The organism is Labrenzia sp. C1B70 (assembly GCF_000475395.1).
In the GTDB taxonomy this organism is placed as follows: domain Bacteria; phylum Pseudomonadota; class Alphaproteobacteria; order Rhizobiales; family Stappiaceae; genus Roseibium; species Roseibium algicola.
The window spans coordinates 46,804-58,176 of the sequence record NZ_AXCE01000001.1 but is presented as its reverse complement, the minus strand read 5'-3'; the positions used below and the strand labels follow the sequence as shown (position 1 = coordinate 58,176).

Genomic DNA, 11,373 nt, shown 5'->3' with positions numbered 1-11,373 from the left:
TCTCTCTGAAACTCCGGATTATTCATGCAACAAATCGATGTCTTTTTGGGCAGGTTGGGGTGCATTCTCGCGTCGGCAGCGAGCTCTTGCCTCGTCGTCATGATGTTCCAGATATGCCTTGATGTCGGCGGGCGTTACCTCTTCGGAACGCCGATGCCCTCAACGCTGGAGATTGTTTCGGACTGGTGGATGCCGGCGCTGATTTTCCTGCCGCTGCTCAATGTGGAATGGCGCAACGAAAACATTGCAGTCGACTTGCTCTACCAGGGGCTCGGTCCCCGTGCGCAGGCCGTACTCGACGCGATTGCACTCGTATGTTTCGGTGTATTCCTCGCGCTCATTGCCTATGCCGGTTTCGAGCAGGCCATGCGCGCTTATCGGCAGGGCGAGTTTATCATCGGTATGATCCCCGTTATCACTTGGCCGCCCCGTTTCTTCCTACCGGTAGCGGGCTTCCTGACGGCCGTTCTTTGCTTTGTCAGGGCCGTGCGCTTCGTTGGCCGTGCCGCCACGGCCAAAGTCGAAACCAGCGACGACATCTAGGAGCCTACCGTGGATAGCATCACACTCGTCTACTGGGCGCTTGGAGCCCTCCTGTTCCTTCTGGCGTTGCGCGTTCCCGTTGCAGCATCGCTTGGCCTTGTTGCCATTGTCGGCATGTTTGTCCTGGTCGGCGATCGGGCAACCTGGGGGGTTCTTCGCTCGGTCCCGCATGCGTTTGCCGCGCACTGGAGCCTGAGCGCCATCCCCATGTTCCTTTTCATGGGTTATGTCTGCTTCTCGGCTGGCCTGACCGACGGCCTGTTCCGCGTGGCGCGGGCCTGGCTGAACTTCCTGCCGGGCGGCCTTGCAATCTCGTCCGTTGGCGGTGCTGCGCTCTTTTCTTCCGTTACCGGCTCCTCCGTCGCCTGTGCGGCGGCCATGGGCAAGATTGCCGTGCCCGCCATGCTCGACCGTGGTTATGACGCAAAGCTCGCAGTTGGCACCATCGCAGCTGCCGGCACCATGGGCTCGCTCATTCCACCGAGCACGATCCTGCTGCTTTACGCCGTTTTTGCCGAAGTGCCGGTCAGCGAACTGTTCATTGGCGCGGTCATTCCGGGTCTGCTCACCGCACTCATGTACGGTCTGATGATCCTGATGCGGGTCAAGTACAATCCACTGCTAGCTCCGCGCGAGATGAGTGTCGACTGGCGTGAGCGTTTCATGGCACTCGGCGAGACCTGGCCGCTATTCCTGCTGGTCATCACCGTTTTCGGCGGCATCTTTGCCGGCCTTTTTTCAGCAACGGAAGCAGGCGCAATTGGTGCGCTGGCGGCTATCGTCATCGGTCTTGCAAAGCGCACGCTCTCCTGGCAGGCGCTGAAAGACGCTGCCTTCGAGACCATCCGCTCCACCTCGGCCATCTTCCTGATCGCCGTGGCCGCAGCGCTGCTGACGCGCCTCTTCGCCTTCGCCGGCTTCCCTGACTACGTTCAGGGACTGATTGGCGAGGACATGTCGCCGCTGCTCATAATCATCTCCGTTTCGCTGATCTATCTCGTTCTGGGAATGTTCCTCGACCCGATCGGCGTGATGCTTTTGACGCTGCCCGTTCTGCTGCCGATCTTCGAGACCGCAGACATCAGCCTCATCTATGCGGGCGTGATGATCACCAAATATTTGGAGATCGGCCTCATCACACCGCCTGTCGGGCTCAATGTGTTCGTCATCAAAAATGTCATTGCGGACAGGGTGTCGGTCAGCGACGTCTTCCGTGGCGTAGGCTGGTTCCTGTTTGCCGATTTGGTGACGGTGGCCATACTCATAGTCTTCCCCGCGACCATTCTGTGGTTGCCCAGCCTGATAAGCGGGTGACATCATGACCGAGACTCCTACCCTTGAAACCCTGAACCAGCGAATGATTGCTGAGATGGAAGCCTTGCCGCGTCGACTTGCCGATGGCGCACGCTATCTGCTTGATCATCCCGATGATGTGGTGCTCCTTTCGATGCGAGAAATCGCCACGCGCGCCGGCATCGCGCCGGCAACGCTGGTGCGGTTGGCGCGCACGCTGGAGTTTGCCGATTGGACGGAATTGCGGGCGGTCTATGCCGACAGTTTTCGCACCGGCCCGGCCCGCTATGCCGACAAGGCGGTGGCGGCGGTACAGCAAGACAGGGGAGCGGGGCTTCTGGCCGAAACGTTTCGCGCGCAGGAGGCGTGCCTCGCCTTTGCGCTTGAAAGTAATACGCTTGAGGACATCACGGCGGCGGCGCGCACTCTTTCCTACGCCGAGCGCATATATGTGGCCGCTTTCATGAGCTGCAGGGGACCGGGCCTCACCTTCACCTATCTGTGCAAGATGCTGCGCCCGAATGTGGAGTTTCTCGGCAGCGAAGGTTCATCGTTGGTGGCCGACCTTTCCATGCTTACCGGGGGTGATGCGGTTCTCTCGATCAACTTTCAGCCCTATGCGCGCGAGATCGACATGGTGGCTGAAGCTGTCGGGAAGTCTGGGGCGAGCCTGATCAGTCTGAGCGACAGCCGCGCCACACCTCTTCAGCCGCACGCCTCCACCTGCCTGCTGTTCTCCGCAGAGAGCCCCTCCTTCTTCCCCTCCGTCATATCTGCGGTCGGTGTTGTCGAGGGGCTTGCAGCGGCCATGCTGACCGAGCTGCAGGAAACGGCCACTGAGCGGATCGGCCGCATCGAAGAACAACTTTATGCGTCCGGTTCCTACCACGCGCACCGCCGTGTGCGATAACAGAGACGTCCCAATGACCCACGTGTTTCATCGCTCCCCTAAAAACCCGCTGCCACTCGCAGTGAAAGGGGCTGGCGCCTATATCACCGACGAGAACGGCAAGCGTTATATCGATGCCTGCGGCGGTGCGGCCGTTTCTTGCATAGGACATGGGGACGTGCGCGTTCTCGAGGCTGTTCAGCGTCAGATGAGTGAAATCAGCTATGCCCATACGGGCTTCTTCTCGTCGGCACCTGCCGAGGCGCTTGCAGACCATCTGTGCGCGGCAAGCTCCGTGCCACTCGACAAAGTCTATCTTGTGGGCTCCGGTTCAGAGGCCGTTGAAGCGGCCATCAAGCTGGCGCGCCAGTATCACCTGGAGCACGGAGAAGCGTCACGCAAGCTCGTGATATCCCGCCACCAGAGCTATCACGGTAACACGCTGGGAGCGCTTTCCGTTGGAGGCAACCCACCACGGCGCAAGCCCTATGGCCCCTTACTTCTGGAAGAGCCGAAGATTGAGCCCTGCTTTGCCTATCGCTATGCGAAGGAAGGCGAGAGCGTGGAAGACTACGCCCTGCGCGCGGCGAACCTTTTGGAAGACAAGATCCTTGAGCTCGGTTCGGAAAATGTCGTGGCGTTTCTGGCGGAGACTGTGGTGGGGGCAACGGCCGGCGCAGTGGTAGCAGAAGTCGGTTACTTCCGCCGCATACGCGAAATCTGCGACCGCTACGGCGTGCTTCTCATCCTTGATGAAGTGATGTGTGGCTCTGGCCGGACGGGCACATTCTTCGCCTGCGAAGAGGAGAATGTCATGCCGGACATCCTGACGCTCGCCAAGGGACTGGGCGGCGGATATCAGCCCATCGCGGCTGTGATGTGCACAGCGAATGTCTATGACACCATCGTCAAGGGCAGCGGCGGTTTCGTACATGGGCACACCTACTCGGCCCATCCACTCGCATGCGCGGCAGCGCTTGCGGTTCAGCAGGTCATTCGCGACGATGACCTGCTTGCCAATGTGCGTGCGCGTGGCGCGCAACTGCAGGAGCGGCTTCAGGCGCGTTTCGGCAGCTGTCCCCATGTGGGCGATGTGCGCGGGCGCGGACTTCTGCAGGCCGTCGAACTAGTTGAGCATCGCGATGCCAAGACGCCGTTTCCGCCCGAGCGACGGATCGGCGCGGCGATCAAGAAGGAAGCGATGGCCGCTGGCCTTATGGTCTATCCAGGAGCCGGCACTATCGATGGCGTCTCGGGCGATCACGTGTTGCTCGCGCCGCCTTACAATGTCGACGCAGAGACCATTGACCTGATTGTCGACAAGCTGGGACTGGCGGTGGACTCGGTCCTCTCCCGTTGAGGTTGGCTTAAAGCGACGAACGTTGGGTTTCAGCTGGCCGTGGAGTTCGAATGCCCGATCACCGACCAAAACCCGTTCCGAGAGAACAAAAGAACGATCAAATTGTCGCACAATCCGAACGGGTGTTTGGGTATAGAATAAGGTTAGCGAAATGAATTGGTGAACTTTTATTCGAGGAGCTGCTCTTGATGGATAGTCTCCGCTTTTTGAGCGTTTGGGACCACATTTCGAAAATTAGATTGGCTTTTGATAGTGGTCAACGACGATATTGGATTCACGGATACTCTACGGCCGAGATACGGGCGTTAAAAACAAAATTAAAGAAAGAATTTCCGGCGATGGAAATGAGAGAGATGTCGGAGCTCGATATTGCTGTGTTTTGCGCGAATCCGGAAGAATACCACGCTCCGAACTTGTGGAACATAGCCTATGAAAGGCAAAAGCTCCTCGAAACAGGAAAGACAAAAGATTTACCTACATGAATCTTGATCAATAGTTACGAGGCTAAGTACCCTTAGTAAGGTCTAATTACTATCAAAACACTCACAATTTTGACATAGAACCTCAAACACGCGTCAGAATTTTGATCAACCCCACCTGAGTGGTCCATTTTGATTGTTAGTGCACGACTGGGCTTTGGTCCATCCGGGCGATAGTTTCTGCTGCCGGTGGTCGGTAGCCCAAGGCGCTGTGTGGACGCTTGGTATTGTAATGTTTTCTCCATTGTTCAGTCAGGATCTGTGCTTCCTTCAAGCTGTAGAAGAATTCACGGCATTGCCAAGTTGTTTTGGGCAGCCAGTACGAGTCCCATCTTGGACGGATTTCAGGCGTTCATTTCGACGGCGTATTCCTCCCATATGTCGAACGCATCAGCTCTTGCATGCCGGTATGAGGGCGCGGACAGTTTGTATCGGCCCGGCCGGAAGATCGTGTTGATCTGATCGTGGGCGGACAGAAACCGTTGATCTTGGCGGGGCGATTTGAACCGGCCAAAAATCTTCTCCCGCTTGCGTGTCGGACGATGACGCCCCGCTCGGCGAGCAGATCCTCTACATCCGCCGTGCTCAGCTCAAACCGGTGGTAGACCCAAACAGCGTAAGCGACGACTTCGCGAGGGAACCGGTAGTCTTTCAAGCGTAGCATCTCAGATGATATCTTCATGAAGACCGCCTAAACTCCACTGCAGGCGACGACAAGTTGGCAATGCCGACCAAGCATTTGCAACAGGTGTCGAGAGCGATCATTTCAGGGTGAAGAAGAACATGCCGAAGGTCGGCGATTTCCGTTCGTTCAATTCAGCCAGAAAATCCATCGCCGGTTTGAAGCCATGCTGAGACTCAGGAAGGGCTTCGACTTTGCCGTTCAGTGGAGCGTCAGTGAACAGAACGATCTGCTTACGATGTTCTTCGGAATTGAAAAAATTATTCAAGCCTTAGAGCCGCTCCCAAATTGGGACAGATCTGCCTTTTGGGGAGTGCCCTTCAGGCGGCGAATGCTTGGCCATGACACCTGGAGATCGGGAATTAAGCAGCCTTTGCGAACTCCCGACACCAAGGTTTCATGATCTGGATGCGATATCTGCTTCTAGCGTTTCCTTGGCTAAGCAAAATCACACACACCTTTTCGGCGACTGGCAGAAGTTTTCGCAGCTCCGACCTCGACACCGTGCAAAGGCGTGAGACGGGTGAATGGCCGGTTCAGCAAGGCAGCACTGCGACGAGATCCAACACAACGAATGGTGGCTTTGGGTCGTTCGTGTGGCCACCCGTAGCTAAAATTCAGCTGATGCTGCGGAGCATCGGAGGTCGGCTCTGAGCCCAAACCAATTGATGCTGCTAGCCGACGAATGACTGCTCAATTCCGATTTCTCAATCAGAATTGATGATTGCCGTTGTAATCGCCTGCCATTGGTCCCGCGACACCGCTTGTGGGCTGGCGAGCAGCCAATAGCTTTGGTGATGAGAAAGAGACCCGGGGTCCAAGCGCACCAACGCTCCCGTTGATAAGGCCTCCGCGCACAAAGGCAGCGATGCCAGAAAAACGCCCAACCCCGCCTTGGCCGCGCCAAGTGCCGACAGATGGGTATCAAAGCGCAGGTCGGGCAATGGGGTGGTCGGGATGCCGAACGCGGCTGCCCAGGCGTGCCAGCCGGGTCGCTGACCGGCGCAAGCGATGCGTGGTAACATTGTCCAATGCTCCGGGCGGGCAACCAGAGAGGGCGCCGCCACCGGGGCGATTTGTTCGGCATAGAGCCGGGCGCGATAAGGGTGCGGCCAGTCGCCTGTCCCATAACGGATGCGAATGACGTCATCCTGCGGGGCGTCATGTGTGCCGACAACCATCGACTGAATCGAGAGTTCGGCTTTTGTCAGGGTTTGCAGATGACCCAGCCTGGGGAGCAACCACAGGTCGATGATGGTCTGGCTGGCGGACAGTGTCAGGTGTCGGTGTCCGGTGCCGAAAACCGCTTCGGTGCTGTCGCGCAGCCCTTCCAGCGCAAGGCGGACGTGGGGCAACCAGGCCTCGCCCTCGACGGTTAGAGAGATGGCCCGCGCCCGACGGTCGAACAGGGGTGTGCCGAGGTGTTTCTCCAACTGTCCGATCCGCTGGCTGACCGCGGCCTGCGTCAGGCCGACATCTTCGGCGGCGGCGGTAAAGCTGCCAAGCCGCGCCGCTGCCTCAAAGGCGCGGATCCATTCGAGCGGAGGAAGACGATCCCTTTTCATAAGTCAAACGATGCCTCAGGCCATAAATTCCTGATTTGAAGTTATCCATTGCGCTTGCGAAACTCCAGCCAAGTCGCAATCAACTCTTGGGAAATCTCATGCTGTCCGTCACACTCGATCCGTCCGGAACCTTTCTGACGCTGGAATCCACCGCTGGCCCGCAGCGGTTTCATGCGATCTGGCTGCGGGACAACGCGCAGGATGCCGAAACACGCGCCCCGGGCAACGGGCAGCGGTTGATCGCCCTGCGCGACATCCCGGCCGACACCCGGATAGCGGCGGCCGAGATCGCCCCGGATGGCGCGCTTCAGGTGCGTTTCATGCCGGAGGACAAGACCGTTCGTTTTGATCCCGCATGGCTTGCAGCGCATGCCTATGACCATGCGGCACCAACCGCGCGCGGCTGGCTGCCTGACGGGATCCAGGCGTGGGATGCAGGGCTGATGGCTGCCGTGCCCTGCGGTGATTTTGCCCAGTTGCAACAAGGCGGAGCCCCTTTGCGCGACTGGCTGGGCCAGATCGTCCGCTTTGGGTTTGCCAAGGTGGTGAACGCGCCGGTCGAACCCGGGGCGCTGTTCCGGATCGTCGATCTTTTCGGCTTTGTGCGCGAGACGAACTATGGCCGCCACTTTGAGGTTCGGACCGAGGTGAACCCGACCAACCTCGCCTTCACCGGTCTTGGGCTTCAGGCGCATACCGACAATCCCTATCGCGACCCGGTGCCGACGATCCAGGTTCTCTACTGCCTCGAGAGCTCTGCTGCGGGGGGCGAGAACATGGTGGTCGACGGGTTCGCTGCGGCCTTGCGCCTGCGCGAGGAAAACCCCGAGGAGTTCGACCTGCTGGCCGATCATTGCGCACGGTTCGAATATGCCGGCGAGGCGGGCGTTTGCCTGACCTCGCGTCGGCCGATGATCGAACTGGCACCTGACGGCGAGCTGACCGGCATCCGTTTCAACAACCGCTCATGCGCGGCCATCACGGAGGTACCCTTCGACAAGATGGAGGCCTATTACGCCGCCTATCGCCGTCTGGGCGAGATCATCGACGACACGGCCATGGAGCTGACGTTCCGGTTGGAGCCGGGCGAAGCCTTTGTCGTCGACAACACCCGCGTGCTGCACGCGCGCAAAGGCTATTCCGGTGAAGGGACGCGCTGGCTGCAAGGCTGCTACGCCGACAAGGACGGGCTGCGGTCCGCTCATGACGCGATGTGCCGTGAAGGTGTGCTGGAGGCCGCGGAATGAGGCCAGATATCGACACTTTGACGGCCGAGACAATTGTCGCCTTCATCGGCTCCATCTTCGATCGGCGCGGCGGTGAGGAATACCTGGGCGAGCCCGTGACAATGGGCGAACACATGCTGCAGGGCGCCACGATCGCCGAGCGCAACGGCAAATCCGAAGAAATCATCGTCGGCGCGCTACTGCATGACATCGGCCATTTCACCAGCGAATTCGGGACCTTCACGATGGACGACACCGAGGATCGGCATCACGAAGACGCAGGCGCCGATGTGTTAGAGCGGTACTTTCCTTCTGTCGTGACCGATTGCTGCCGATACCACGTCGCGGCAAAGCGTTACCTCTGCGCGACCCGCCCCGAGTATTTCAAGCGCTTGTCCGAGGCCTCGATCCATTCGCTGAATCTGCAGGGCGGCCCAATGTCGCGCGAGGAAGTGGCCGAGTTCGAGAAGAACCCGAACCTCAAGCAGATCATCGCCGTTCGATATCTCGACGAGGCTGGGAAGGTCGCGGGGATGGAAACACCCGACTTCTGGCATTTCGCACCCATGGTGCAGCGGCTGGTCGACATACGTTGCGGGCGCGGTGCATGACCCGCGTTCTACTTGTCATCATGGACGGTGCTGGCTACGACGCGGCCCTTTCCGAATGCGGCTGGCTCGAAGGGGCTGTCGCGCTTGGGCAGGCACGCCGGTGGAAGATGCGCACAGCGCTGCCCAGTCTTTCGGGGCCAATGTACGAAACCATTCACACCGGCCTCTGGCCGCATCAGCATGGTATCGTCTCTAATGACGGGATGCGCGCATCCTCCTCACCCAACGTTTTTTCTCTGACCCGCGCGGCCGGCAAGCGCACGGGCGCGGTGGCGCAAGCCTACTTTCACCATCTCTACGTCGGACAACCGTGGGATCCTTTGCGCTCCATCGAGCATCTGGATAAGAATGCGGATATCCAAGCCGCCCGGTTTTATTCGATGGAGGGCTACGGCCCGATGAACGCCTGTGCCCCCGCCGAAATCGATCTTTGCGCACAGGCGACGCTGATGATAGAATGGCATGCTCCCGACTACATGCTGCTGCATTCCTGCTCCGCCGACACGCTGGGACATACGTTTGGCGGTGACAGCAAAGAATATCGCCGCCAGATTTGGCAAATCGACAATGCGCTGTCGCGATCGATCCCAGTGTGGCGCGATCTTGGCTACGATGTCATCGTCACCGCAGACCACGGCATGACATCAGACCACTGGCACGGTGGAACGGCACTGGCCGCAACCGAAGTTCCGTTCTATTTGTTTTCGGATGCTGAAGGCCCTGAAAAGGGGGCGGAGCTGTCCCAACTGGGAATCGCCGCCTCGGTTCTGGCGCTGATGGATGTCCAGCCAGCGGAGGGCATGGGCGATGCTTTTCTCATGCCACTACCACATGCCAAGTGACTTCCCAAACTTTTCCCGACCGAATTTTTCGCATCCGTTCCAATAAGACGAGCTGCGGTCGTCACAGACTTCTTCGGGTTTTGGGCAAACGCAGCGAACACGCGCTGCTCGTCATTGTTGCTTTTCAACACAAACAAAAAAGGACTGACAGCGGACGTTCAGCCCATTGGCGAGGTGTTCCTTAGCTCGTTGCAGCTTGCCAGCTTTGACGACCGGTTTGCGGCCACCTTTTCGTCCGCGCGCAGTGGCAGCAGTCAACCCAGCCTTGCTGCGCTCCAAAATCAGGTCGCGCTCGAACTAGCGCAGTGCACCGAATACATGGAAGGTGAGCCGTCCGCCCGGGGTTGTGGAGTCGTTGTTTTCGGCCAGAGACCGGAAACCGACACCGTTCGACTCAAGCGCGCTTAGCGTCTCGATCTGGTGATGCATCGAGCGGCTGAGCCGATCCAACCGCCAGACTCCCAGCACGCCGCCTTCGCGCAGGTAAGACAGTGCATCGTCCAAACCACGCAGATCGGCCCTGGCCGAAGAGGCAATGTCCTCGAATACCCGCGGGCAACCTGCTTTTGGCAGCGCATCCGTCTGAAGGGCTGTTTCCCGTCCCGCCGTCGATATCCGCGCGTAACCGATCAGAGCCATTTCCACGGTCTTTGTCCGTCGTCCCGTCCGCCTAGTTTATTGTCCGAACATCCGTCGTTCAAACAGGTTGCCGGACTATGTTCTGTATCACCGGCTAACGGACACTTGACGGACTGCAATGAACGGGCAAGTTGATCACTAGGGATCACCAAGTAATAGGAGGGTTGTAATGGCAACGTCGCTCAAGATCGACGATGTGCTGAAAGGCCGTGTCCAACACCTCGCTGTTAAGCGCCGCCGCTCGCCGCACTGGATCATGCTTGAAGCCATCCGGCAATTCTTCGAGAGGGAAGAGGCTCGTGAGTGCCTCAAGCAGGAAGCCTTAGCTTCCCGGTCGACTTATCAGGAAACCGGACGGCATCTGACCGGACAGGAAGTGCGCACCTGGTTGAACACCTAGGGCAACGAAGAGGAAAAGACGGTGCCTGAGTGCCACGAGTAATCGTTACCGAAGGCGCGGCGCTCGGCTTGGAACGATGTCGACGGTTTCTTGCAGTCAAGTCTTCGGAAGCTGGCAGACGAGCGGGTCAGGCCATCGAGCGCCAATTCTTGCTACTGGAAACGCCCCCCGACTTTGGCCGACCTAACCCTGATTTGCCTGAGCTGCGTGAGTTGCTGATTACCTTTGGGGATTCAGGCTATGTGTCCCTCTACCGCTATGAACCGGCGGTCGATGTGCTCTATGTCCTGGCATTCCGACACCAGAAAAAGCAGGCTACTGAGGAAAGAGTAAGCGTGGTTTAGCTGAAGCCTGTATCGGAGCGACCCCAGTCCCTGTAGGGAGAGAACCGGGGCCTGAAGCGAGCTTGCGGACATGCCTTTCTCCAAACTCAGTTCACTCTTGGAGAAGTTGGAAACTGAGTGGTGGTATCATAGTAAGTGCAATCAGAAGATGCCAGTGGATTATGCACTCGTATGCTGCCGCTCCTGCTGACACAGTCTTGATGTTTGTCTTGGAGAAAAAGATGGCGGCGTTACGGCAGTGGGTTGAAGGCGACGTAGCCGCGGATTTGGATCTGGCACAGGGAAGAGGTCGGTTCCTGGAGTAGAAGACGGCTTTCCAATGTGCGATGGCGCCGATCCGATGCAGATGGATGGTGAGGGATGAAGATTTCGAGCGAGGTGGAACGAAGAGATTTCGAACCGCGGAGAAGACATACAGGAAACGTTGCAATCCGCTCGGCGACCGAAATCCCTGCATACCCCGTTCTCGTTTTCGCAAAGACCGCTATTCGTCACACGCA

11 protein-coding genes and 5 pseudogenes are annotated in these 11,373 nt (G+C 58.5%); 11 read left to right on the top strand and 5 right to left on the bottom strand.

The features are described 5' to 3' along the window. Window positions 1-24: 24 nt before the first annotated feature. The 5 genes from Q666_RS34690 (at window position 25) to Q666_RS34670 (ending at window position 4,567) form a co-directional block, all read left to right on the top strand. Window positions 25-543: a TRAP transporter small permease gene (locus Q666_RS34690; RefSeq protein WP_081713155.1), complete on the top strand. Its 519-nt coding sequence runs from the start codon at window positions 25-27 to the stop codon at window positions 541-543. 9 nt (window positions 544-552) lie between these two features. Then, entirely contained in the window at window positions 553-1,857 is a 1,305-nt protein-coding gene (locus tag Q666_RS34685; protein ID WP_023000303.1) for a TRAP transporter large permease, read from the top strand. Window positions 1,858-1,861: 4 nt separating this feature from the next. After that, complete coding sequence (locus Q666_RS34680) at window positions 1,862-2,746, top strand: MurR/RpiR family transcriptional regulator (RefSeq protein ID WP_023000304.1); 885 nt, start codon at window positions 1,862-1,864, stop codon at window positions 2,744-2,746. Window positions 2,747-2,759: 13 nt separating this feature from the next. Then, window positions 2,760-4,085 carry an aspartate aminotransferase family protein gene (locus Q666_RS34675; protein ID WP_031269051.1) on the top strand — a complete coding sequence of 442 codons (1,326 nt, stop codon included), beginning with the start codon at window positions 2,760-2,762 and terminating at the stop codon, window positions 4,083-4,085. 188 nt (window positions 4,086-4,273) lie between these two features. Further along, window positions 4,274-4,567, top strand: a complete 294-nt coding sequence (locus Q666_RS34670) for a hypothetical protein (RefSeq protein WP_023000306.1) — start codon at window positions 4,274-4,276, stop codon at window positions 4,565-4,567. 136 nt (window positions 4,568-4,703) lie between these two features. Here the strand turns inward: Q666_RS34670 and Q666_RS65385 are convergent. Together Q666_RS65385 and Q666_RS65380 are read right to left on the bottom strand one after the other, a co-directional pair. Then, window positions 4,704-4,862: pseudogene (locus tag Q666_RS65385) on the bottom strand (integrase core domain-containing protein); the annotation flags it as partial. A gap of 46 nt (window positions 4,863-4,908) precedes the next feature. After that, window positions 4,909-5,246: pseudogene (locus Q666_RS65380) on the bottom strand (hypothetical protein). A 65-nt stretch (window positions 5,247-5,311) separates the two neighbouring features. Between Q666_RS65380 and Q666_RS66660 the strand changes: the two are divergent. Further along, window positions 5,312-5,517 (top strand): annotated as a pseudogene (locus Q666_RS66660) (DDE-type integrase/transposase/recombinase); the annotation flags it as partial. Window positions 5,518-5,953: 436 nt separating this feature from the next. Here the strand turns inward: Q666_RS66660 and Q666_RS34660 are convergent. Continuing rightward, complete coding sequence (locus tag Q666_RS34660; protein ID WP_023000309.1) at window positions 5,954-6,811, bottom strand: LysR family transcriptional regulator; 858 nt, start codon at window positions 6,809-6,811, stop codon at window positions 5,954-5,956. A 98-nt stretch (window positions 6,812-6,909) separates the two neighbouring features. Here Q666_RS34660 and Q666_RS34655 point away from each other — a divergent pair, with 98 nt between their 5' ends. Genes Q666_RS34655 through Q666_RS34645 form a run of 3 tightly spaced genes read left to right on the top strand, consistent with a single transcriptional unit; the run spans window position 6,910 to window position 9,490 of the window. Then, entirely contained in the window at window positions 6,910-8,058 is a 1,149-nt protein-coding gene (locus Q666_RS34655) for a TauD/TfdA family dioxygenase (protein ID WP_023000310.1), read from the top strand. Then, window positions 8,055-8,648 (top strand): HD domain-containing protein, encoded by a 594-nt coding sequence (locus Q666_RS34650; RefSeq protein ID WP_023000311.1) that lies wholly within the window; start codon window positions 8,055-8,057, stop codon window positions 8,646-8,648. The genes Q666_RS34655 and Q666_RS34650 overlap by 4 nt, the downstream gene beginning before the upstream one ends. Beyond that, window positions 8,645-9,490, top strand: coding sequence for an alkaline phosphatase family protein (locus Q666_RS34645; protein ID WP_023000312.1), 846 nt, complete (start codon window positions 8,645-8,647; stop codon window positions 9,488-9,490). The genes Q666_RS34650 and Q666_RS34645 overlap by 4 nt, the downstream gene beginning before the upstream one ends. 111 nt (window positions 9,491-9,601) lie before the next feature. Here Q666_RS34645 and Q666_RS34640 read toward each other — a convergent pair. Next, window positions 9,602-10,129, bottom strand: a pseudogene (locus Q666_RS34640) (recombinase family protein). 169 nt (window positions 10,130-10,298) lie between these two features. Here Q666_RS34640 and Q666_RS34635 point away from each other — a divergent pair. Next, window positions 10,299-10,529, top strand: coding sequence for a CopG family ribbon-helix-helix protein (locus Q666_RS34635; RefSeq protein WP_023000313.1), 231 nt, complete (start codon window positions 10,299-10,301; stop codon window positions 10,527-10,529). 29 nt (window positions 10,530-10,558) lie between these two features. Further along, window positions 10,559-10,873 (top strand): type II toxin-antitoxin system RelE/ParE family toxin, encoded by a 315-nt coding sequence (locus tag Q666_RS65370; RefSeq protein WP_081713154.1) that lies wholly within the window; start codon window positions 10,559-10,561, stop codon window positions 10,871-10,873. A 307-nt stretch (window positions 10,874-11,180) separates the two neighbouring features. Here Q666_RS65370 and Q666_RS66655 read toward each other — a convergent pair. Further along, a pseudogene (locus tag Q666_RS66655) lies at window positions 11,181-11,351 on the bottom strand (IS6 family transposase); the annotation flags it as partial. Window positions 11,352-11,373: the final 22 nt, after the last annotated feature.

What these genes read in the sequence shown, in the direction of transcription:
- Q666_RS34690 (WP_081713155.1), top strand. Translation starts at nt 25, where the DNA reads ATGCAACAAATCGATGTCTTTTTGGGCAGGTTGGGGTGCATTCTCGCG.
- Q666_RS34680 (WP_023000304.1), top strand. Translation starts at nt 1,862, where the DNA reads ATGACCGAGACTCCTACCCTTGAAACCCTGAACCAGCGAATGATTGCT.
- Q666_RS34675 (WP_031269051.1), top strand. Translation starts at nt 2,760, where the DNA reads ATGACCCACGTGTTTCATCGCTCCCCTAAAAACCCGCTGCCACTCGCA.
- Q666_RS34670 (WP_023000306.1), top strand. Translation starts at nt 4,274, where the DNA reads ATGGATAGTCTCCGCTTTTTGAGCGTTTGGGACCACATTTCGAAAATT.
- Q666_RS34660 (WP_023000309.1), bottom strand. Translation starts at nt 6,811, where the DNA reads ATGAAAAGGGATCGTCTTCCTCCGCTCGAATGGATCCGCGCCTTTGAG.
- Q666_RS34655 (WP_023000310.1), top strand. Translation starts at nt 6,910, where the DNA reads ATGCTGTCCGTCACACTCGATCCGTCCGGAACCTTTCTGACGCTGGAA.
- Q666_RS34650 (WP_023000311.1), top strand. Translation starts at nt 8,055, where the DNA reads ATGAGGCCAGATATCGACACTTTGACGGCCGAGACAATTGTCGCCTTC.
- Q666_RS34645 (WP_023000312.1), top strand. Translation starts at nt 8,645, where the DNA reads ATGACCCGCGTTCTACTTGTCATCATGGACGGTGCTGGCTACGACGCG.
- Q666_RS34635 (WP_023000313.1), top strand. Translation starts at nt 10,299, where the DNA reads ATGGCAACGTCGCTCAAGATCGACGATGTGCTGAAAGGCCGTGTCCAA.